This is a genomic window from Limnothrix sp. FACHB-406 (assembly GCF_014698235.1).
Classification (GTDB): Bacteria; Cyanobacteriota; Cyanobacteriia; order CACIAM-69d; family CACIAM-69d; genus CACIAM-69d.
This window is the reverse complement of sequence record NZ_JACJSP010000009.1, coordinates 1-21,656: the sequence shown is the minus strand read 5'-3', so window position 1 is coordinate 21,656 and position 21,656 is coordinate 1. Positions and strand designations below refer to the sequence as shown.

The window sequence follows — 21,656 nt, the reverse complement described above, 5'->3', positions numbered from 1 at the left end:
GCAGCTATTACAAACCTAATTATTGAAACTGTGCACTAGATCACATCCACGATCGTCACTTAGCTCCTAATATAGCTACCGTTTATGGAATTGGTGTTCAGCCCTGCTGTAACGATGAAGGTGCAACTATTGTCTAACGCATCACTCTCTGATTGTGCATTGTTGCTCTCTATGATCTTCACTACCAGGCTACTTCCCAATCTCTTAAGAGTTTTGCATCAAGTCTGAACACCAACCGAGTCACTGCTCAGCCGAGAGATTAATCCAGAATTCAAGCCGAAAACTCTATTGGACAAGAGTCAAAATTGGTTTGAATTCAGTATTAACACTTAATGATCGAGAGTTGAAATGATCGCTCTTGGTATAAACCTGGCTGAGTCATAGGCTCCGTAGCTGATGGGTGTTAATTGTCACATGCTGGCATTCAACATAGTTGAACGATCGATCATCCTTTCCGAGTTTTTCACAATTTTTTCCTAAAATTTTGTGCATAATTTGGGGGTATTCCTGCCAAATTGACCATGCTTCTAATCAACTCTAAACGAGGAGATGAAGCTGATTAATGAATGACTGAAAATGTCTGAAAAATATCTGAAAACCATGTAATCATTTACCAAATCTTAAAGAATGGGAATGCAAATCAACTACTGAGTTAGTTTCAAGATTGATCGTAAGAGTAAATCCATTAGCTGCAAATAAGCTCTGAGAAATTCTGAGAAATTCTGGGATTGCTCTGGCGATTGATAGACCAAGAGGGATGCACATTACTGAAATCACCTAAGATCTTCAGTTGCCTTTCCCCGGATGCAAGTCACTCCTATGAACACAGGCGCAGTTGCGAGGCACGCTATGTCAAACCAAGTTGTCGGTCTGCTATCCCTCGCGCGGGCCATCGCCCAGGTGAACCACAATCAGGTGTCTGGAACATTGATGGTTCGGCAGGGCCAAATCCATTGGCGGCTGGAGTTTCATCAGGGTAAGTTGGTTTGCACCACGGGCAGCGACCATCGGGTGCGGCGTTGGCGGCGTGCTCTGATGGGGCAACAGATTGAGCCGGCGGAATTAACGACGGGGCAGCCTCCGACTTCTTACGATCCTTGGGAATATGCGCTGTTGAGTCGGGCAGTGATGGCAGGCCGGCTAGATAGCGGTAAGGCGGAGCAGGTGTTGGCGGCGCTGACCCTGGAGGCGCTGACGCAAATTGCGACCGATACGGCGATTCGGGTGACTTGGGAGGCGCGATCGAACCGGTTGCTAGACTGTGCGGCGGTTGGTTCGGGACTGCATTTGCCGGGCGATCGCCTTCAACAATTACTGAAGGATGCGCGGGACTTGAGCCAACTGTTGCCGAGTGACCGGCCGGCCCAAGCTTGGATCGATCGGGGGCTGTCGTTGGATGCCGGCATTGAGCTGGATGATAGCCGTCAGCACACTACCCTGAGCTTGCAACCGCTGTTTAATGGCCGGCGCACCTTTTGGGATTTGGCCCTGAAGTTAAACCAATCCCCTGCCATGACGGCTCGGATGCTGGGTTACTTTTTTCGGCAACAGTTGCTGACCTTTCAGGTGTTGCCGGATTTGGAGTTTTACCCCATGCTCTCATCCACGGGTTCCGCAGCAGGTTCCGCCACCCCGGCGACTAAAGCCGAACCGCCTTTGGTGGTTTGCATTGATGACAGCATGGTGGTGCTGCAACGGCTGGAACGAATTGTGACCCAGGCGGGCTATCGGTTCTGTGGAATGCGGGATTCGGTGCAGGCGCTGACGCAGTTGATTGAGCTAAAGCCGGATTTGATCCTGCTGGATGTGGTGATGCCGGTGGTGAATGGCTATGAGATTTGTGCGCAAATTCGCCGGGTGAAGGCCCTGGAGCATACCCCGATCGTGATTTTGACCGGGCACGATGGCACGATCGATCGGGTACGGGCCAAGTTGGCGCGGGCTTCCGAGTTTCTCTCGAAGGTTTCGGATAGCGGGCGAATTCTGGCGACGTTGGAACGGCACTTGCCGAGCCACAATTCCACCCGCCCACATCCACCCCATCCAGATCCGTCCCTGTCCGGTCGCACTGCCAATGGGCAAGATCAGGGGGCTGGCTTCAACCTGAATTCATCGCCCAGCGCGTTCAAGTCTGCTTTGGCCTGAGAGAATCTTGAAGAGGATGGCGAAAAAGCCAAACTTGCATCAGCTCCATAGACCAATCTTCATTCCAGATCCATCCCAGCCAGATCCATCGCAGTACGAATCCGGCGGATGAGCGGTTTCTGTTGCGCCCGAATTGGCCAAGATGCGCCCAAAGTGGCTCCTCGATGTTGTTGCTGGGGGTAGTTGCTGGGAGTATGATTCCGGCATCGGTGGCCGTCAGGATTAGTGATCAGTGAGCGATCGACTAGCCATTCATGAGACCTCATGAGCCATCAGCCGTCATTCAACAAGTCATTCAACGCCCGTCCCTTGTCTCATCATCTGCCCCATCATTTGATTTTGTATAGCAAGCCCGGTTGCCATCTCTGTGAGGGATTGCAGGAAAAGTTGGAAATGGTGAACCTGTCGAGCGATCTGCGCCTCACGATCGAGCTGCGGGACATCACCACCAACGATCGCTGGTTTGCCGCGTTTCAATACGAAATTCCGGTGTTGCGTTGGCTGGCGGATGGGGAATCTGAATTGCCGATTCCGCGGCCGTCGCCCCGCTGTTCGGTGGTTCAGCTCGAACAACACCTCCGGAAAGCCTTTGCCACAATTGAGCCATCCTAGGAGAGGCAACCGCCCATGGAACCCATGACTTTGCGCGAACTGCTGGCCAGCGTCTCCACAGAACTGGTGATTCCCGACCATCCGGCACTCGATCGCCCAGTGAAGGGGCTGACGACCAATTCCCAGGCTTGCCAACCGGGCGACCTGTTCGTTGGTCTGCCGGGGACTCGGGTTGATGGCGGTGAATTTTGGCCCAATGCGATCGAGTCGGGGGCGATCGCGGCGGTGGTGTCGCCGGCCATTGCTGCCGCCCAACCAACCCAGCCGGCCGGGCCCTGCCTGATTGGGGCCAGGGACGTGGTGGGGGCTTGCGCAGATTTGGCGGCGGCGTTCCATGGCCACCCAACCCAGCAGTTGCAATTGGTGGGGGTGACGGGTACCAATGGCAAAACTACCACCACGCAACTGATTGAGTTTTTGTTGAAAACGGCCGATCGCCCCACGGCGCTGCTGGGCACGTTAGTGGTGCGTTGGCCGGGCTTTGAGCAAACGGCGATTCATACCACGCCCTTTGCGGTGGAGTTGCAGGAGCAGTTGGCCAATGCCCGATCGGCCGGGGCGGACTATGCCGTGATGGAAGTTAGCTCCCATGCCCTGGCCCAAAGACGGGTGCAAGGTTGTGAATTTCAGGTGGCGGTTTTCACCAACCTGACGCAGGATCACCTGGACTTCCACAACACGATGGAAGAGTATTTTGCGGCGAAGGCCCTGCTCTTCCAGCCCAATTATTTGCGAGGCCGGGCGATCGTTAACCTTGATGATCCCTATGGAGCGGCCCTCGCAGCTCAGCTCGATCATGATCGCTGCTGGTGCTATAGCATTGACGACTCCGCAGCCGATTTTTATCTGAGTGATTTGAGCTATGGCCTCGATGGGGTCAGCGGCACGCTGCACACGCCGGCTGGCGCGATCGCGTTTCGATCGCCCCTCGTGGGTCAATTCAACCTGCAAAACTGGCTGGCCGCCGCCGCCACCGGGTTGCACTTGGGTTTGGATCTCTCGGCCATGGTGCAGGCCCTGGCCCAGTTCCCCGGTGTGCCAGGCCGAATGCAGCTAGTCCAAGTGACCGATGGGCCCTTGCCCCAAGACATTAGCGCGATCGTGGACTATGCCCACACGCCCGACAGCTTGGACAATGCCCTGCGGGCGGCCCGTCCGTTTGTGCAAGGGCGCTTGATTTGTGTGTTTGGTTGTGGGGGCGATCGCGATCGCACCAAACGGCCCATCATGGGCGGCATTGCGGCCCAGGAGTCCGACTGGGCGATCGTCACTTCCGACAACCCCCGCACCGAAAATCCCCAGCGAATTTTGAATGATGTGGTGGCCGGGATTCCCGTCGCTGCGAACTACACCGTGGAGGGCGATCGCGCCAAGGCCATCCAACGGGCCATCCTGGAAGCCCAACCCGGCGATTGTGTCCTAATTGCGGGCAAAGGCCACGAAGACTACCAAATCCTAGGTACCGAAAAAGTGCATTTTGACGATCGGGAACAGGCCGAAGCGGCCCTACGCCTGCGATTGCAAGCAACCATGGCAACTAATGCACATTAATGCAAATTAATGCAAGTTGCAGCAGGTTGAAGCAGGTTGAAGCAGGTTGAAGCAGGTTGAAGCATCTGGATCGGACTCCATGGGATTCAGCGATCGAAAAATCAGGGGCGCATCCCAAGCTCCGACCCCGCCCGCCCGCGATCCCTGGGTCAGGTCTGTTAAAAACTGTTAAATCTCATCCCGGAGCGCCCCCGTTTGGATTTGCCCATGATTCTGTGGAAGATTGATACCGTTTCTGCGAAGTTGCGTGAGATTCCTGTTAGTTGAAGATGACCCAGCCATTTCCCACACGCTCGGCGCAGCCCTGGCGGAGCAGTTCTATGTAGTGGATGTGGCTGAGGATGGGCAAGAGGGACTGGACTACACCCGATCGTTTACCTATGACCTGATTATTCTGGATGTGACCCTGCCCCGACTGGATGGCCTGAGTCTGTGTCGCCATCTGCGGCGGGAAAAGTACACGGGGCCCATCTTGCTGTTGACCGCCAAGGGCGAAACCGAAGACAAGGTAAAGGGTCTAGATGCCGGGGCCGATGATTATGTGGTCAAGCCTTGCACCGTCCAAGAACTGATGGCGCGGGTGCGGGCCCTGTTGCGCCGCCAGCGATCGACCGATGCGCCCGTGTTGGAATGGGGCCCCCTGCGTTTGGATCCGAGCGCCGGTCAAGTGACCTATAGCAATCGCCCCATCAACCTCAGCCCCAAGGAATACAGCCTCCTGGAATTGTTTTTGCGCCATCCCCGGCGGTTGTTTTCCCGCAACGCCATCCTCGAACACCTGTGGTCTGTGGGCGATTTTCCCGGTGAAGAAACCGTCAAAGCCCACATCAAAGGCGTGCGGCGCAAGTTGGCCCTGGTGGGAGCGCGGGATCTCATTGAAACGGTTTATGGCATGGGCTACCGGCTACGGCCCGGGAGTGCTCAGGTACCGGAACCCCAGGATGGGGATGTGTCCCTGCGGTTGCGCTCAGCGCTCGATCGCGCCTGGGAACGCTTTGAAGGGATGATCTATGAGCGACTGGAATCCCTGGAGCGAGTCACAGCGGGCATTGGGGCCGATCGCCTCTGCGAAGCCGATCGCCTGCGGGCCCTGGAAGATGCCCACAAACTGATCGGCTCCTTGGGGCCGTTTGGCTTAGTGCGCGGTTCCCAACTGGCCCGCGCCATTGAAGAACAGCTACAACAACTGCAACCCTACGCCCAGGATCCCCATAGCCCTCCTGACCCCAACAGCTTTGGTTTCGCCGCCAATTCGGCCGCCACGAGTCCAACGGCCACCAATCGCCACAGCGTCCTGCAACTAGCCCACCAAACCCTGATTTCCCTGGTGGGTGACCTGCGCCGCGAAATTCAAAGCCGCCAGCAAATCGAACACAATCGCCTACGGCTGGTTTATTTGGGCAATAACAGCCGCTGGTCTCAGGCCCTGGCCGCCGCCATCGCCCAAGAAGGGGCCCTGATTGACCTGGCGCTGCCCAGTTCTCCTACCACTTGGCTCACACAACCTGCCACCGCCTTGCCCAGTGTGGTAATTATGGATTGGAGCGATTCGGAGCGGGCCGATTTTCTGGCGGTATTGCCCAGCTTGCGCCAGCGCCAACCATCCCTGATCACGATCGCCCTGATGGAGCAGTTTGACCCCAATGATCTGCTGCAATTTGCGAACGAAGGCTGGGACACCGATTGGGCAGTCGATCGCCCGATCACGCCCCTGATCCAAGCCCTCAGTCAGTACCAAACCGAACAACGCATTGGGGGCAATCTGCGAATTCTGGCCATTGGCCTGTCTAACAACGCCAACAACCTGGTAAGGCGCTGTTGCCAGCAACAACAATGGACGCTGGCCGCCGTTTCCCAACCCCAACGAGTCAGCGCCAGCATGGCCGCCAGCCGGCCGGATCTCATTTTGCTGGCGGCCGATAGCAGTCCCTGGGGAGGCGTTTTATGGACGAGGGCCCTCCGCAGCGAGGGATTTGGCGGGCGGCGAATCCCGGTGATTGTTTTTGCCTCCGAAGCCTCGCCCCAAACCCTCGATCGACTCTACCAAGCCGGGGCAACTGCCTGTATCCTAGAGCTTCCAAGTGCTGAGGAATTGGCGGATAGTCTGCGACAACAGCTCATTCGAGCCAGTCGATCAGAATTGTTCAATGGCCGAGCCACCAAACCAATCAGTAAATATTAATTGGCTTTAATTGGCTTGATGAACTGGAATAATTAACTGGAATGAATTAGATTCATGGACTTGACTCAACTTAACTGAATTTAACCCATTCAATCAACTGGTTGCACTCAATTAATCAATTGGTAAATTGAGCTAATGAACTCGATTAACTCAATTTGATTAAATTCATTAATTTGATTAATTAGTTGAATGACTTGGTTAAATTAATCAATTGAGTTTGTTCGGTGAAACTGATAACCCAATTAATTAAACTGATGAACAAGGCTGATGGTGCTGCTGGCACTCCCTAAGCCAGTTAGACTGCTTGACTGAATCCGATGGCACTTGATTGAATTCCTGGACTAGCCATGGCTCTTGGGTGCATACGAAAAAAGTCCACAATTCATATTTTCTGCAATTTTTCCGCAATTCATATTTTCCTCTCCATCTCCGATGACTAAACAAGTGCTTGTTATTGATGATGAACCAGACATGCGAGAAATTGCGCGCATTGGTCTGGAAGTTTGTAATGGTTGGCAGGTGTTGCTGGCGGCTTCCGGTGCTGAAGGAATTGCCGTGGCTGCGGCCCAACAACCTGACGCAATTTTGTTGGATGTGATGATGCCACAAATGGATGGCACGGCAACCTTGGAAGCATTGCAAAAAAATCCCTCCACCAGTCATATTCCTGTCATTTTGTTGACCGCCAAGGTGCAAGCGGCCGATCGCCAACGCTATGCCCATTTGAAGGCGGCCGCAGTGGTTACCAAGCCATTTGATCCCTTGGTGTTGGGAGATTCCATTTGTCAGATTTTGGGCTGGTCTTCCTAATAATTTCCAATACAGCCTTATACCTAAAATAATCGGCACGTCATATCGCAAATGCCATGAAGCAACGGTTCGGTGGGCAGTGCCCACCCTACGGGCGACTACAGGCGACTGTACTTAGTAATTAAGGCAAGGGCTGCAATCCAGTTGAAATAATCAGGATCTAATTGGATCCAGCGGCTCGATTTCTAATTCAAAGGTCATGTGGGCCGAGGCCGATCGCCCGCGAAACGTGCCCGGCATGGGGGCCGTGTTTTGAGGAAAAGCGCTGGCAGCCAGGGGAATATGCCGATCGGCCGTGACCAGCCCTTGGGTGGGGTCATAGCCTCGCCACCCGGCCCCCGGCAAAAAGACTTCAACCCAGGCGTGCAGGTGCTTTTCGGGTAATTTGGGGTCACCCGCCTCATAGCCGCTGACAAACCGCACCGCCAAGCCCACCACCCGGCAAACCTCCATAAACAACACCGACAAATCACGACAGGAGCCGGTTTTGCGCCGCCAAGTCATGCCCGGTGGCATTGGGTCACCGGTTTCTCGCTGCTGATAGCAACAGTGGTTATAGACTGTTTGGTTCAAGTCGCCCAAAAATTCCAGGGTGTTGCCATGGTTTTTGTAAAGCAACCCTTGGGCCAACTCCCAAATGGCGGGATCGAGTCGATCGCCCCCCAACCGTTGATCGCTCAGGTAAGGTCGCACTTGGGCCAGCGTTGAGGCGGGATAGTCAAAGGGGAGCGACAGGGCCCAAGGTTCCAGCAAAAAGTTAAACGGGTTCGATCGCAGGGTTTCCACAATGCTGGTGGCCTTCACATGCAAGGACTCCACCAGATCTCGGTTAAACCAACTTTGAATGACCGTGTTGCCTTCCAGGTCAAAAATATCGGCTAAACCCAGGGGGTGCGGTGACACCTGAAGCTGAAAATCGTGCAAGACCTGGGATCCATCGCAACGGGGCCGCAATCGCAGGGTATGGGGGCCAAGTTCGACGGGTTGGCTATAGGTGTAATGAATTGCGTGATGGATGCGATAGCGCATGGCCCGGCCTAACGAACGATGGGGATTCCATGGCCATTTTAAGGAAGTCGCCCTTGGAAGTGGGTTTTCCGAGGCGGCTTACGATCGCGCCGATCGCCCCCGACGTTTGGCCGGGCGACTTCGGGGCGATCGCGCAGTGGGTTCACCCCTGGCCGCCGAGGCTGGCTGGGAAGATTGGGCGATCGCCCGCAGGCTGGCTAGTTCCGTTGCGGTCAGAAAGCGCCACTGGCCCGGCTCCAACCCCGCCAAGGTGAGCGATCCGATCGCCACCCGCACCAAGCGCAAGGTGGGATGGCCCACGGCCGCCGTCATCCGTCGCACCTGGCGATTGCGGCCCTCGGTGAGGGTTAACTCCAACCAGGCGGTGGGCACGGATTTCCGAAACCGAATGGGCGGATCGCGAGGCGGCAGGGTTGGCTCCTCGGGCAACAGACGCACCTGAGCGGGGCGGGTTCGGTAGTCTTGAATGGTCACACCCCGTTGCAGTTGGGCGATCGCCTGATCCGGGGGAATCTGTTCCACCTGGGCCCAGTAGGTGCGGGGATGGCCCCAGCGGGGATCACTTAACCGATGTTGCAGCGGCCCATCGTCTGACAGCAGCATTAACCCTTCGCTGTCCCAATCCAACCGCCCGATCGGGTAGATCTCAGGCACATCAATAAAGTCCTTCAGGGTGGCCTTGCCCTCGGAGGGGCTAAATTGGCTCATCACCTGAAAGGGCTTATAAAACAGGACGTAGCGGGCCATGGTCGGGCGGCAAAAAGGGGCAAGGGGTAGTGTGGTATTGCAGTACGGTATTGCAGCGCGGTGTTTTAGTATTGGCTGCCCGATCGCCGGTGGTGAACCGCCGTGACTCCTGTGGTGTCGAGCACTTTGCCGCTGTTGGCAGTGGCATAAACCACCCAGTGATCGCCACATTCCATGCGACTGCGCACGGTGCATTCCAGAAAAGCCAGAGCATCGGTCAACACCGGGCAACCATTGCTGGCGGTTTCCACCTGTAACCCCTCGAACCGATCGGCCCCTGGCGGGAAGTTTTTCATGAAGTGCCGCCGCAGTTGTTTGCCTTCCGCCAACACGTTCAGGACAAACTGCGAACCCTCATGCATTAGGGACTCGATCGCCCGTTCCTTGGCCACGGCGATCGTCACCCCCGGTGGCTTGAAGGTGGCTTGGGAGACCCAGGAGGCCAGCATGGCGGTTTGCACATCATCCTGGCTGGCGGTGACCACGCACAGGGAACCCACCACGCGCCCAACGGCCTGGGCCGTGCGATCGGCCGTACCGGCGGCCGGTTTGGGAGCGCGACGTTTGTTGGCCCGTTGCAGGGCCTGGGCAAAGTCCGTGCCCGCCTCTTCGCACTGTTGCAAGACCGCTTGGGTGGGGGCAAATTTGACCCGGATCGTGGGCATGGCAAATTGGTAGCCCCCGTCCTGGAGCTTGCTTTCCAACAGGTCGATCGCCTCGCCGCTCCAACCAAAGGAACCGAACACCCCGGCGGGTTTGCTCTTGTCAGCGCTGTTCAGAACAATGCCCAGGGCCGTTTGGATTTGGGTGGGAGCATGGCCGCCCAAGGTGGGGGAGCCGATGATGAAACCGGCGCATTTCTCGATCGCCCCTTTAATTTCCTCGGGATCCAAATATTCGCAGTTGATCGACTCCACCGCCACGCCGGCCTTGGTGATGCCTCGGGCAATGCTTTGGGCCACGGCGGCCGTGTTGCCATAGGCCGAGGCAAAAATCAGGGCTACGGAAAGTTCCTTTTCTGTCTGCTGTTGCGTCCAGTGGCGATAGGCGTGGCGCAGTTCCGCAAAGCCATAGCGCACGATCGGCCCGTGGCCCGGCGCGTAGGTGGCGGCGGGCAGGTCGTCTAATTTATCAAGGGCGGTGCTGACCTGTTTGGACTGGGAAGCGTGCAGGCAGTCGTAATAAAACCGCCGATCGTCCTCGTAAATCTGCCAACCCTCATCAAAAATCTGATCGCCGCAAACATGGGCCCCGTAAAGCTTGTCGGTGAAGGCAATTTGGCTGGCGGGGTCGTAGGTAACCATGCCATCGGGCCAACGGGGAGTCGGAATCGGAATGAATTTCAGCAGGTGACCTTGGCCCAGATCAAGAGTTTCTTCGCCACGCACCACCTCGATCACCAAGTCCCGATCGGGAAAGAGCGATCGCAGGGTGATGGCCGCCGGGTTGGAGCAAATGAAGCGGGGGGGCTGGCTGGCTTCCAGGAGCCTTTCAATGGTGGCGGCCCGGTTGGCGTTCAGGTGGCCCAAAATAACGTAGTCGATCACCCGATCGCCCAACCGCTGCGCCAATTTATTCAAAAACACATCGGTGAAGGTTTGCCCCGGCGGGTCAATCAGGGCCACCTGATCGCCTTGAATTAGATAGGCATTGGCGGTAGTGCCTTTTTTGAGGGAATATTCAATCTCAAATTTCAGGCGTTCCCAGGTGCGCGATCGCAACACGGTGGTGCCAGGGCCGATCGGCATCACTTGCACGTCGCGGGGTTTGGCCGTTGGGGGGGTTGCTGTGGCGATCGTCATTGCTGTGGCTCCGTGGTTCAAGCCTGATCCCTATAGTTGCCATCCTAGCGGGATCGTGGGCGCAATCAACGGGCGATCGCTTTGCAAAATGTAATCGGCTGGTTAATCAAATCTGAGAGGGGAGCTGAACAGAGCCTTGAAGTCTTGGCACAGCACCCCTGGTTTTGGGCGCAAGGGGCTGCATTCGCTTCAACTTAAGCTGTTTTAACCGCGAAAATGGCTGATTCCCTCATCCCCCAGCCCCTTCTCCCAAGTCGGGAGAAGGGGAGTCAGAATAGCCCCTCTCCCGCTCTGGGAGAGGGGTTGGGGTGAGGGCAACCCGAGAGTCGCTAGAACGACAATTTCGTTAAGTTGAAGCCAGTGAAGGGGCTGAAGCCCCTTATCTTTGCGGATCGGGAGGGATCGGGAGGATCGCCGGTTCTAACCCATACCCAGCAATTTTTTAATCAGGCCGACCTTTTGGGCATAGGGGGCATAGCGCCAATCTAAATCGAGCCAAGTGGCCTTCTTCAAAACGCTGCGATGGTGCGAGAAGGTGTCAAAGCTGGCCTTGCCGTGATAGCTGCCGATGCCGCTGTCGCCCACCCCGCCAAAGGGCAGCGACGGACAACCCACATGCATCACCGTTTCATTGATGCAAGCGCCGCCGGAACTGGTGCGATCGAGCAAGTAGCGTTGGGTTTGGGTATTTTCCGAAAACACATACAGCGCCAGAGGTTTGGGGCGACTGTTCACTTGGGCGATCGCCTGATCCAGTTGGTCGTAGGGCAACACCGGCAGAATGGGCCCAAAGATTTCATCGGCCATCACGGGGCTGTCCCAATCCACATCGGTGAGGATGGTGGGGGCAATGTAGCGATCGGCCCGGTTGTGTTGGCCGCCCAAGAACGGTTTCCCAGACTCCAGCAACGCAGCCAGGCGATCGAACTGGCGATCGTTAATAATTCGCCCAAAATCCCCACTCTGGGCCGGATCGGTTCCATAAAATGCCGTGACCGCCCCGCGCAATTGGGCCAGCAACTCCGGCATCACCGCCCGATCGACCAAAAGATAATCCGGTGCGATGCAAGTTTGGCCAGCGTTGAGGAATTTGCCCCAAGCGATCCGCTTCGCCGCGATCGCCAAATTGGCATCCGCCGTCACAAAGCAAGGACTCTTGCCCCCCAACTCCAGGGTGACCGGCGTGAGGTGCTGGGCCGCCGCTGCCATCACAATGCGCCCAATGGCCGTCCCACCCGTGAAGAAAATATGGTCAAACTTGTTGGCCAACAGGGCTTGGCTGGTGGCAGCATCCCCTTCAAACACCGCCACAAAAGACGGGTCAAAGGTTTCCCGAATCAGGGTTGCCACCACTGCCGCCGTGGCCGGAGCCACTTCCGAGGGTTTCACGATCGCGCAATTTCCCGCCGCGATCGCCCCCACCAACGGTGAAATCGCCAAAGAAAAGGGATAGTTCCAGGGGCCAATAATCAACGCCACCCCCAGGGGTTGCGGTTCAATCCAAGCGGAACCCGGCCATTGATCGATCGACAACTTGGCCTTTTGGGGCTTGGCCCATTGGGTCAAATTTTTCAGGGCCCCGTCAACTTCTGCGATCGAAGCCAATTCAAAATAGGCCTCATATTCCGGTCGGCCCAAGTCCTGTTGTACCGCCGCCACGATCGCGTCCTGCTTGGCCTGAATCGCTTGGCGCAGCTTGGTTAATTGGTCGCGCCGAAATTCCAAATCGCGGGGGCGACCGGTGGCAAAAAACTGTCGTTGGCGATCGAGGGTTTCCCGAATTTGGGCCTCAAGATCCCAATGAGCCGAATTGGTCGGTTGCGTGGCGATCACCATAACTGTTGATTAACCCTTGAATTAACCCTCGAATGACTCGAAAGGGAGTTGTCCCGCAAGTGTGCGCTAATCACTAATCTACTGAAAAATTCCGATTCCAGCTTCGGAACGGTAACCAGGATCTAGCATCCGTTCAATCAAGTTCAATGGGCACTGGAAGGCTTGTTTTTTCAACCGATCTGCCCCAGGCAAGGGAATCAAGCCCCTTGTCTTCGATCGCGCGATGATGGAATTAGGCGCTTGGACAGATGCTCAGCAGCATTAGCTAGCCTTAGGCCGTGTCGTCAAATCGTCCGAAACCTTGATTCCGCCGTTGGCAGATCGTGGGGGACAAGGGGCTTAAGCCCCTTGTTACAACGACTGGGATACGGAAAATCAATCATTTCCGCCTGATCCTAGGAAATGACGACAGGCCTTAGGCCGAGGTGGGCAAATCTTGCACAAAATCGAGGGTGAAAGCCTTGCGATAATCAAGTGTTTTGGGATAGACCCCATACTCAACCATGTTTTCAAAAAATTCCTGCCAGCGGGCTTCGGTCATGTAGCCAATGCCATTAGTAATCGCATCGCCCGAAAGCACAATGCCATATTCCTTGAGCTTCCCGAGTCCATAGGTCAAGCGATCGTCTGTCATCTCCGGATAGTCTTTTTTAATCAAGGCATTGCCAGGCGCTGGATCGGCTAAATAGCTATACCAACCTTTGGCAGAAGCCTGCACAAAACGTTTCACCACATCGGGCTTTTCGGCAATCATTTGGGATGTGGTGTCGATGGTGGTGGCGTAGGGTTTATAACCCACATCAGCTAGCAGGAAAACGCTGGGTTTGAAGCCGCCTTCTTTCTCAATGGTGTAGGGTTCTGAGGTAACAAATCCCTGTTGGGCAGAAGTTTTATCAGCTAAAAAGGGTGCGGGATTAAAGTTATAAACCCGGCGCTGACTATCCGTAAATCCGTATTTTTTAGCCAACAGTCCCCAAAAATCTGAAACGGCTTGGGGCGTGACAAACAGGGGCTTGCCCTTCAGTTCCGACAAATCTTTTACGCCGGGATGGGCCACAATGCAGCGGGGATCCTTTTGGAAATAGGCGGCGACGGTGATTTTGGGAACGCCTTCTGCGACAGCATTCAGGGCGATCGTGCTGTTGCTCATGGCAAAGTCCACCACTTTCCCAAACAGCAGTTGTGTGCCCGTGGCCGCCTGGGGGCCGCCCATCCGAATTTTTACATCCAGGCCATATTCCTGATAAATGCCGGTGGCCAGGGCTTGGTAAAAGCCGCCATGTTCCGCTTGGGCAACCCAGTCTGTGGCGAGGGTGACCCGATCGAGGCCCTTTTCGCCGGTTGGGCTGGGTTCGCTGCTGGTGTTGTTGCCACAGGCGGTGACCAAGCCGGAACCGAGGGCGATCGCCCCGTATTGCAGCAACCGACGACGAGTGAAGGCGGAATCGTTCAACGGAGACATAGGGTTAATTATCGGGAAAATTGAGGATTTTGAGTTCAACGGCTCGATCGGTCAGCCCTGATTAGCCCTGCCCCTTGAATTCTAAACTTCCCATGCCTTGCGCCGTCATTTTCAAGCTTCGTTGCCAAACTTCGTTGCCAAACTTCGTTTCTCAGCCGCGTTTCCAGGTCTTATCGCTAAATCTGCGCTCAATCTGTTCTAAATCTGCGCTGAATCTGTGGGATGCCAGCAATTTCTAAATCGGTTTCTAAATGAGCGGGATCGCAGCAAGCCCACGCTTGCTTTCGATGGCAGCGTGGGCTTTTGGATTTTGGAATTCGTTTTGCGATTTCGGGCCGGTTGGGTGCGGCTCCTGGCTGTCCAGAGCGAGACCTTCGCCAGACTCTTCGCCAGATTGGGGGTAACCGATCGCCTAGCTGGTGAGGCTGCGGCGGCGGGATTGGGCTTCGTAGCTGGAGCCAATGTCGGTGCGAACGCGACTCAGTTCCCAGCCTCGTTCCAGGCGATCGCGATAGGTATCCAGGCCTTCTTCGTCGGCCGCGCGATCGAGCACTTCTCGATAGATGCGGTGAATCGCCACCTGCGCTTCGGCACTGTTGGCAATGGCCCAGCGCACTTTGCGCACTGACCAACCCTGTTCCAGCGCTCGAGCGTAGGTGCGCAGCCCGGCCAAATCTGCCGGACGACCCAGAACGGATTGATAGAGGCGATCGACCTCGGCCGCATGGCCAGGATCGATGCCCGTTGCCAACAGCGACTCATCCCAAGCGCCAGCCACACTCACGTACTGCGCGCCGGACTCCAGGCAGAGGGACTGTTGGCGATCGCCCACACAAAGGCTGCTGGCCTGGCTGGGCAGGGCGATCGCGCTGGCGGCGAGGGTGGTGGCCAGCACGGTACTGAGCGATCGACGGGGCGATCGGCTCGGGAGCATTTGGAGCATCTCGTTGAGCTTCAGCATCAGATGCCAACCTAGGTTGCAAAGTCGGGTAGCAACGGCAAAGTTGTCTCCCCATTCTAAGGGGAAAGTTCCGAACCTCAAAAGGGATCCGGCACTTGTTCACGAAACTTTCACAGAAAACTTTCACAGAGGTTGAATGGCGGAAATTGGATTGCCCAAAGACTCCGCAACGAAAACCCGACTTGAGCTAGGTGGGGGAAGGGGCGTGGGCGCAAGAGGGCCCGCGCTAAATCTGGGCGCTAGGTCAAAAGACTTAGAGAAAACCCTAGAGAAAAAACTGAGGGCAAAAACTTAGAGAAAAACGGCCAATTTTGAACCTTCAGCGGTTTTTTGCACTTCAATGCGGGCGGTGAACGCCTCCTTGAGTTGGGGAATGTGGGTGACCGTGAGGATGCAACCAAAATCTGGGGCGATCGCATTAATGGCTGCCACCAGTCGATCGCGCCCCGCATCATCTTGGGTGCCAAATCCTTCATCAATGATCAGGAGTTGCAACGCCGTTCCCGATCGCTGGGCTAACAGTCGCGACAGGGCAAGCCGAATTGCAAAATTAATCCGAAAAGATTCGCCCCCGGAATAGGTTTCATAGGGACGAGTGCCTTGAGCATCGGCAATTTGAATTTCTAGGGTTTCGATGGTGGCGCTAGCTAAATCGGTTGCCTTCTGTCGCTTAGTTGCGGTTTTTTTGAGGCGTTGAGTCACAAAATTAATGTGCAGTTGGTTGGCACTTAATTGGGACAAAATTCGATTGGCTTCCGCTTCCAGTTGAGGCAAGAGGGTTTCAATCGCCAAGGCCTGAATTCCGTTTTTGCCAAAGGCCTTGGCTAACTCATCGTAAACGCGCTGTTGATGATGTTTTTGCTGAAGCTGTTGTCGATCGCGCCCGATTTGCTCCGCCAGTTGTTGCAAAAATTCCTGCTGTTGAGAAAGTTGGGCTTGCTTGGCTACCGTTGATTCGATCGCCCGTTGCAGATCATTGAGTTGTGCATCGAGCTGTTGTAAATCCTGGCTCGGATCCGGTTGGTTAGCCAGTTGCGATTGCACCTCTGCCCACTGTTTTGCGAGTTGATTTTGGGTTTCGGTTTGGCTCTGTTGGGCTTGGGCGAGCTGACGTTGCCGATCGAGCAGTTGGGGCGCTTCCTGTTGGCATTGACGCAGGGTTTCTGCTCGGGCTAACCACCCCTGAGCCGATCGCAATTTTGCCCGTACTTGCTCATGGCGATCGGGTTGATAATTTAGCGCTGTCAGTTGTTGGTTAATCAGGGCTAATTGAGCGGTTAATGAAGTGGGTTCGGCCGGGTCTAAGTGACTGGCTAAGGTTTTTTGAAGTCGATCGCGCTCTGCCAATAAATCTGGTCGGCGTTGTTGCAATTGCTCTAGCTTGCGTTGGGCTTGGTTCAGCTCATGTTGCTTCAGTTCCACCCATCGCCAGCGATCAACCTCAGCCCGCGCCAAAGCCAGGTTTCGATCGTCAAAATTCAAGGCTGTTAGGCGATCGTCTAACTCAGCTAGTTCATGCCGCAAATCTGGGAGCGATCGCCCCAATTCTGGTAACGGTTCGGGGACTGATCCGCCCCGATCAAACCAATCTAAAGTCGCTGTGAGCTGGGCGATTGTGGCCTCCTGAGCCGTCAAAGAAATTTGCTCTTGCTCCAGGGTTTGCAGTTGTTCTTGCAGCTTGCCCCGTTCTTCAATCAAACGATTCAGGGGCTGCAATTCCTGTTTGAGGTCTCGATATTCCTGGCGCAAAATCTGAATTTCACGTTCTGTCAAAGCCAACTGCTCTTGGAGCACCCACAGGCGATCGCGCAGTTCCGTTTCTTCGAGTTTTTGCTTGGCTTGCACTCGCTCCAGGTGATGTTGATCCAAGGGTTGGTCGCACAGGGGACAAGCACCGTAATCCTCTAAGATTGTGTGATTTTTCTGGTTTTGACCCTTTTGAATCGCTGGTTGTTCTGCCAATAGGGTCATTTTTTCAGTCAGTTTTGCAAGCTGATTTTCTAAATCCACCCGCATTCCTGTTAAGCGATCAATAAACCCTTTTCGTTCAGTGCCTTTCTCTTGCACCCGATCTTGATAAACTTTGCGATTTTCAAGGGCTTGAATTCGCTGATCAATCTGTTCCCATTGCTGAATGAGTTGGGGACGACGCGCCACGGAAGCCATCGCTCGTTGCTGCAAATTCTGCAATTCCTCCAGGCGAGCTACCAAGCGAGATCGCACCCGATCGCCCTCTTGAAGAAGCTGTTGTCGCCGTTGCACCAAAGGAGCCGCCTGGGTTTGCATTTGCTCCAATTGGTTTAAATGGTGGCGTGCAGTTTGCCACTGAGTGGCCGCCGACTCCACCTCCGATCGCTGATTCAGGATGCTGTGTAATTCCTGTTCCTGTTGTGCCAAATCCTGCAAGCGACTATGCAATGTGCGCTGCTCATTTTCCAATCGGTTCACTTCCCGATCGAGCGCTTGTTGTTGCCGGTTTCGCTCCGTTGTCCATTGATGATATTGCTGGGATTTTTGACCCAAAAGCTCATCTTCCCGTTGCCATTGCTGAAGCTGCTGAATTCCCGCTTCAATTTCCGTTTGAGCGGCCAGGGTGCGATCGATTTCTGCTTGTCGCTGGGCCAGCCGTTGACCTTCCTGGGCTAACCGTTCCAGCTCTTGGTGAACGGTTTGTTGCTGCTGCTGAATCCATTGCAATTGTTGTTGCTGGGTTTGGCGTTGCACTGCAATCGATCGTAACTGCTCCAGTCGGGTTTCTGCCTTTTGCCGATCGCCCCGTAACGTCTTGAGCTGCTGCTCAACGGTGGCTAACTCTTGGGCCAAACTCGTTCGATCGGCTAGCTTTTGCTCCTGCGATTGAATCGACTCCTCCAGTTGCTTGGCTTCACCCTTCAGCAGCTTTGAGCGTTCCCTCGCCTGTTCTGCCAAATCATCGTATTGCCCCAGCTTCAACAAATCCGCCAAAATATCCTTGCGATCGGCCGGTGTTTTCAACATGAATTCATCGGCTCGTCCCTGACGCAAATAGGCGGAATTAACAAAAGTGTCATAGTCCAGCCGCAAGCGCTGCAAAATAGCGGCTTGGGTCGCCCTTGACCCCCGTTCCGTCAGGCTGCGAAAGGCCCATTGATCGGGATCGCCCTCATCGATCGCCATCTGAAATTCCAAAGCAGTGGTTTGGCCCAATCGGCGTGTTCGAATCACCCGATAAACCTCATGCCCAAACCGAAAGGTAAAGTTAACGGTTGCTTCCGTTTCGCCCGCGAAGATCACATCATCTTCAGTGGAAGCGCGACTTTTACCCCAAATTGCCCAAGCCATGGCTTCTAGGAGTGATGACTTCCCTGCACCATTGGCTCCACAAATGCAAGCCGTTTGTAGCCCCCCAAAGTGTAGGGTTGCTTCTCGATAGCTAAGGAAATTTTTGAGGATGAGCTGTTCGGGGATCACGGTTAACCTCTGCCCTGCCTCTCCCAACCCACTGCCGATGAATGAGCTGGATTAATCTTGCTGAATGAGTTACTTTTCAGGCTCATTTTGACATTTTTGGTACGCCTTTTGGGTGCTCATTCAAAAACAGGCTATAACCAGAAACGGCAGCCCCCGTATGGGGGGCGATCGCCCAATCCCTGGCTACGGTGCGACCCGGGCAACGATCCAGCCCCCTCCAATGCCTACCCTTCTCAACCACTGATCGTCTATTTTTTAGGCTCTCTGAACCATGGCAAAAATTGGTTATTTGGTTAACCGCCGCAGCGGCAAAAAAATTCGGGTTGGCGCTTGTGTCAAATCCACAAGCAAGCCGCCGAGATTTAGTCTGTTTCAGTCAAAACTTGGTGCTGATCAGTTGCCCAGCCGCGTTGATTTGCGTCAATACATGACCCCCGTTGAAGATCAATCCACCGTGGGCAGTTGCACCGCCAACGCGATCGCCGGAGCCTATGAATATTTAGCGCAGCGGGCCCACGGAGAAGCGGGCGACATCAGCCGCTTGTTTATCTACTACAACACGCGGCGCGCGGAAGGAACCGTAGGCGACGGTGGCAGTTCCATCAGCGGCAGCATCCAAGTGCTCGAAGAAGTTGGCGCTTGCACCGAAGAAACCTGGCCCTATGTTCCTGAAGACTTTGACACGGAACCTTCCCCCGAAGCTTACGAGGAAGCACAGAACTTTTTGGTGGATGAAGCCCGTGAAATTCCCATTGATTTAGCAGCCATGAAAGGTTGTTTAGCAGAGGGTTATCCCTTTGCCTTTGGCTTGATTCTCTACGATTCTTTTAATCAAGCGGGAAAAGGCGGCCGCGTTCCGTTGCCCAGCCGCAATGAACAAGTTCGCGAAACCCACGGGGCCCACGCCATGCTCTGTGTGGGTTATTCCGATCGCAATGAAGCCTTTATTGTACGCAATTCTTGGGGATCGGATTGGGGTGATCAAGGCTATTGCTATATCCCCTATGACTACATGGCCAACACGGATTTGTGTTTCGATTGCTGGGCAATTCAGCAAGTTTCGGATCTAGATTTTTCGGCTGGTATTGACAGCGAAGATGACGAAGAATTTGCCAGTGACTACAACTCTGAGGACGATGAGAGTGATTATGACTACTCAGAGGAAGAGGACGAAGAAATCAGCGTCTCAGTAGACTACGACGGCGAAGAAGGCGACGAGGACGAAGATTACGAAGATTCGGAAGAGGAGGAGGAAGAAGATTACGACGAAGAGGAGGAATATGACGAAGAAGAAGTAGAAGAGGACTACGAAGAAGAAGAGGAGGAGGAAGATTACGACGAAGAGGAGGAAGAAGAAGATTACGACGAAGAGGAGGAAGAAGAAGAGTAAGTTGCTGATTGGGCGTTCGCTCGATCGAACCTTTGGCTTTTCTCGGTTCTCCAGTAATTAATCAATGGATCAGCCGATCGAGGATTGACCGATCGAGGATTGACCGATCGGCTGATCGACCATCTCGGGCAGGGGGCCTCAGCCCCTTGTCTGAAGCAATTTCAAGGCTTTTGGCCATGGGCTTTGCCACAGCCATTGGCCAGCCTCAATGTTGCAAAAGTTGGCGGGGACTCATACAGGGCGATCGGGTCACGCGACACTAAGGGATGGTTCTTGTTCCCAGCGCCATGCAATCCACCGAGTTTTTGCCCCAACCCGCCCCCAGCACCGCGCCCGAGGCCGCCCAAGCGACCCAAAATCGCAAAGCCGACCACCTGCGAGCCTGCTTGCAAGACGATGTGCAGTTCCGGCAGGTGGGCAGCGGCTTGGATCGCTACCGATTTGAGCATTGCTGTTTGCCGGAACTGGATCGATCGACCATTGATCCCAGCACTCAATTTCTGGGCAAACCGCTGCGGGCCCCGTTGCTCATTTCCTCCATGACGGGCGGCACAGACCAGGCAGAACAAATCAATATGCGGTTGGCGGCGGCGGCCCAGCGCTGGGGCTTAGCCATGGGCGTTGGCTCACAGCGGGTGGCGGTGGAGCGGCCGGAGGTGCGCCGAACCTTTGCGGTGCGATCGGTCGCTCCAGACATTCCGTTGTTTGCCAACCTGGGGGCGGTGCAACTTAACTATCGCTATGGTTTGGCTGAGTGCCAGTCTTTGGTGGATTGGTTGGCAGCAGATGCGTTGATTTTGCATCTGAATCCCTTGCAAGAGGCGGTGCAAACCAGGGGCGATCGCAACTTTGCTGGGTTACTCGATCGCATCGCAGACCTTTGTGCCCAACTGCCCGTGCCTGTGATTGCCAAGGAGGTGGGCAACGGCATTTCGCGCACCATGGCTGAAAAGTTGCTGGCGGCCGGTGTCCAGGCGATCGACGTGGCCGGCGCGGGGGGCACGTCTTGGGCCAAAGTGGAGAGCGTGCGGGCTTTGGATCCTAAACAGCGTCGCTTGGGCGAAACCTTTGGTGATTGGGGCATTCCCACGGCTGAATGTATCACTGCAATTCGCCAGGTAGCCCCGACGATTCCGCTCATTGCGTCCGGTGGTCTGCGCAATGGTTTGGATGCGGCCAAGGCGATCGCCCTCGGGGCAAATTTGGCGGGATTCGCCATGCCCTTTTTACATGCGGCTAACGAGTCCGACAGTGCTTTGGATTTTCTGTGTGATGTGTTGATTGCGGAATTGGAAACCGCCATGTTTTGCACCGGCAATCGCACGATCAAAGATCTACAAACCCGCGGCCGACTGCAACTTCAGTAGGCGACTGTGCCTGATGGCAATCGCTTCTCGGGCGCTGAGGGGATGATCCCTTCAGCGATTCCTCAAGATGGGGTCAAATTGGATCGCTGCTTGAGCCAGACTTTAAAATAGTAGAACTTTGAGTGATCACAATCACAATCAAAATGTAATTTGCAGTTTCCCGAGTTAGGGACGCATCCCGCTTTCCTAGGGCTAGGGATTAAGATCAAGACCAGAAGTGTTGAATGACAGATTCAGGTTATAAAAAAGGGGTAAGAAGATGTAATTCTTACCCCAAACAATCAAAAAGTAGTACACCAATGTTACGCTCAT

14 protein-coding genes are annotated in these 21,656 nt (G+C 55.0%); 7 read left to right on the top strand and 7 right to left on the bottom strand.

The genetic code is table 11. The features are described from left to right. Positions 1-849 precede the first annotated feature (849 nt). The 5 genes from H6G53_RS10480 to H6G53_RS10460 all read left to right on the top strand — a co-directional run bounded on the left by H6G53_RS10480 (position 850) and on the right by H6G53_RS10460 (position 7,300). Positions 850-2,145: a response regulator gene (locus H6G53_RS10480; RefSeq protein WP_190532717.1), complete on the top strand. Its 1,296-nt coding sequence runs from the start codon at positions 850-852 to the stop codon at positions 2,143-2,145. Positions 2,146-2,454: 309 nt separating this feature from the next. Beyond that, positions 2,455-2,757, top strand: a complete 303-nt coding sequence (locus H6G53_RS10475) for a glutaredoxin family protein (RefSeq protein ID WP_234407082.1) — start codon at positions 2,455-2,457, stop codon at positions 2,755-2,757. A gap of 24 nt (positions 2,758-2,781) precedes the next feature. Beyond that, complete coding sequence (locus H6G53_RS10470) at positions 2,782-4,308, top strand: UDP-N-acetylmuramoyl-L-alanyl-D-glutamate--2,6-diaminopimelate ligase (protein ID WP_190532875.1); 1,527 nt, start codon at positions 2,782-2,784, stop codon at positions 4,306-4,308. Between the two features lie 247 nt (positions 4,309-4,555). Continuing rightward, positions 4,556-6,490: a response regulator transcription factor gene (locus H6G53_RS10465; RefSeq protein ID WP_190355633.1), complete on the top strand. Its 1,935-nt coding sequence runs from the start codon at positions 4,556-4,558 to the stop codon at positions 6,488-6,490. Between the two features lie 432 nt (positions 6,491-6,922). Beyond that, positions 6,923-7,300: a response regulator gene (locus H6G53_RS10460; protein WP_190532714.1), complete on the top strand. Its 378-nt coding sequence runs from the start codon at positions 6,923-6,925 to the stop codon at positions 7,298-7,300. 153 nt (positions 7,301-7,453) lie between these two features. Here H6G53_RS10460 and H6G53_RS10455 read toward each other — a convergent pair whose 3' ends face one another. From H6G53_RS10455 to H6G53_RS10425, 7 genes are all read right to left on the bottom strand, one after another. Next, positions 7,454-8,329, bottom strand: a complete 876-nt coding sequence (locus H6G53_RS10455) for a transglutaminase family protein (protein WP_190532711.1) — start codon at positions 8,327-8,329, stop codon at positions 7,454-7,456. A gap of 78 nt (positions 8,330-8,407) precedes the next feature. Continuing rightward, a complete protein-coding gene (locus H6G53_RS10450; protein WP_099534951.1) occupies positions 8,408-9,076 on the bottom strand; it encodes a pseudouridine synthase in 669 nt (222 codons plus the stop codon). Positions 9,077-9,141: 65 nt separating this feature from the next. Beyond that, positions 9,142-10,878 carry a diflavin flavoprotein gene (locus H6G53_RS10445; RefSeq protein WP_190532708.1) on the bottom strand — a complete coding sequence of 579 codons (1,737 nt, stop codon included), beginning with the start codon at positions 10,876-10,878 and terminating at the stop codon, positions 9,142-9,144. Positions 10,879-11,298: 420 nt separating this feature from the next. Then, on the bottom strand, positions 11,299-12,714 hold the full coding sequence (locus H6G53_RS10440) for an aldehyde dehydrogenase (RefSeq protein ID WP_190532705.1): 1,416 nt from the start codon (positions 12,712-12,714) through the stop codon (positions 11,299-11,301). Between the two features lie 415 nt (positions 12,715-13,129). Beyond that, on the bottom strand, positions 13,130-14,176 hold the full coding sequence (locus H6G53_RS10435) for an ABC transporter substrate-binding protein (RefSeq protein ID WP_099534947.1): 1,047 nt from the start codon (positions 14,174-14,176) through the stop codon (positions 13,130-13,132). A gap of 412 nt (positions 14,177-14,588) precedes the next feature. Further along, positions 14,589-15,119, bottom strand: coding sequence for a DUF4214 domain-containing protein (locus tag H6G53_RS10430; protein ID WP_158234531.1), 531 nt, complete (start codon positions 15,117-15,119; stop codon positions 14,589-14,591). Between the two features lie 309 nt (positions 15,120-15,428). Continuing rightward, positions 15,429-18,587 carry an AAA family ATPase gene (locus H6G53_RS10425; protein WP_190532703.1) on the bottom strand — a complete coding sequence of 1,053 codons (3,159 nt, stop codon included), beginning with the start codon at positions 18,585-18,587 and terminating at the stop codon, positions 15,429-15,431. Between the two features lie 271 nt (positions 18,588-18,858). On the opposite strand from H6G53_RS10425, the gene H6G53_RS10420 reads away from it, so the two are divergent. Then, positions 18,859-19,977: a C1 family peptidase gene (locus H6G53_RS10420; protein WP_190532700.1), complete on the top strand. Its 1,119-nt coding sequence runs from the start codon at positions 18,859-18,861 to the stop codon at positions 19,975-19,977. Positions 19,978-20,264: 287 nt separating this feature from the next. Beyond that, the gene (gene fni / locus H6G53_RS10415; protein ID WP_190532697.1) at positions 20,265-21,344 is read left to right on the top strand and encodes a type 2 isopentenyl-diphosphate Delta-isomerase; all 1,080 of its coding nucleotides are present in this window, start codon (positions 20,265-20,267) and stop codon (positions 21,342-21,344) included. Positions 21,345-21,656: the final 312 nt, after the last annotated feature.

Bases quoted from the DNA above. Each gene is read 5' to 3' on its own strand.
- H6G53_RS10470 (WP_190532875.1), top strand. From the start codon at position 2,782: ATGACTTTGCGCGAACTGCTGGCCAGCGTCTCCACAGAACTGGTGATT.
- H6G53_RS10455 (WP_190532711.1), bottom strand. From the start codon at position 8,329: ATGCGCTATCGCATCCATCACGCAATTCATTACACCTATAGCCAACCC.
- H6G53_RS10460 (WP_190532714.1), top strand. From the start codon at position 6,923: ATGACTAAACAAGTGCTTGTTATTGATGATGAACCAGACATGCGAGAA.
- H6G53_RS10445 (WP_190532708.1), bottom strand. From the start codon at position 10,878: ATGACGATCGCCACAGCAACCCCCCCAACGGCCAAACCCCGCGACGTG.
- H6G53_RS10440 (WP_190532705.1), bottom strand. From the start codon at position 12,714: ATGGTGATCGCCACGCAACCGACCAATTCGGCTCATTGGGATCTTGAG.
- H6G53_RS10480 (WP_190532717.1), top strand. From the start codon at position 850: ATGTCAAACCAAGTTGTCGGTCTGCTATCCCTCGCGCGGGCCATCGCC.
- H6G53_RS10450 (WP_099534951.1), bottom strand. From the start codon at position 9,076: ATGGCCCGCTACGTCCTGTTTTATAAGCCCTTTCAGGTGATGAGCCAA.
- fni (WP_190532697.1), top strand. From the start codon at position 20,265: ATGCAATCCACCGAGTTTTTGCCCCAACCCGCCCCCAGCACCGCGCCC.
- H6G53_RS10435 (WP_099534947.1), bottom strand. From the start codon at position 14,176: ATGTCTCCGTTGAACGATTCCGCCTTCACTCGTCGTCGGTTGCTGCAA.
- H6G53_RS10420 (WP_190532700.1), top strand. From the start codon at position 18,859: ATGGCAAAAATTGGTTATTTGGTTAACCGCCGCAGCGGCAAAAAAATT.
- H6G53_RS10430 (WP_158234531.1), bottom strand. From the start codon at position 15,119: ATGCTCCAAATGCTCCCGAGCCGATCGCCCCGTCGATCGCTCAGTACC.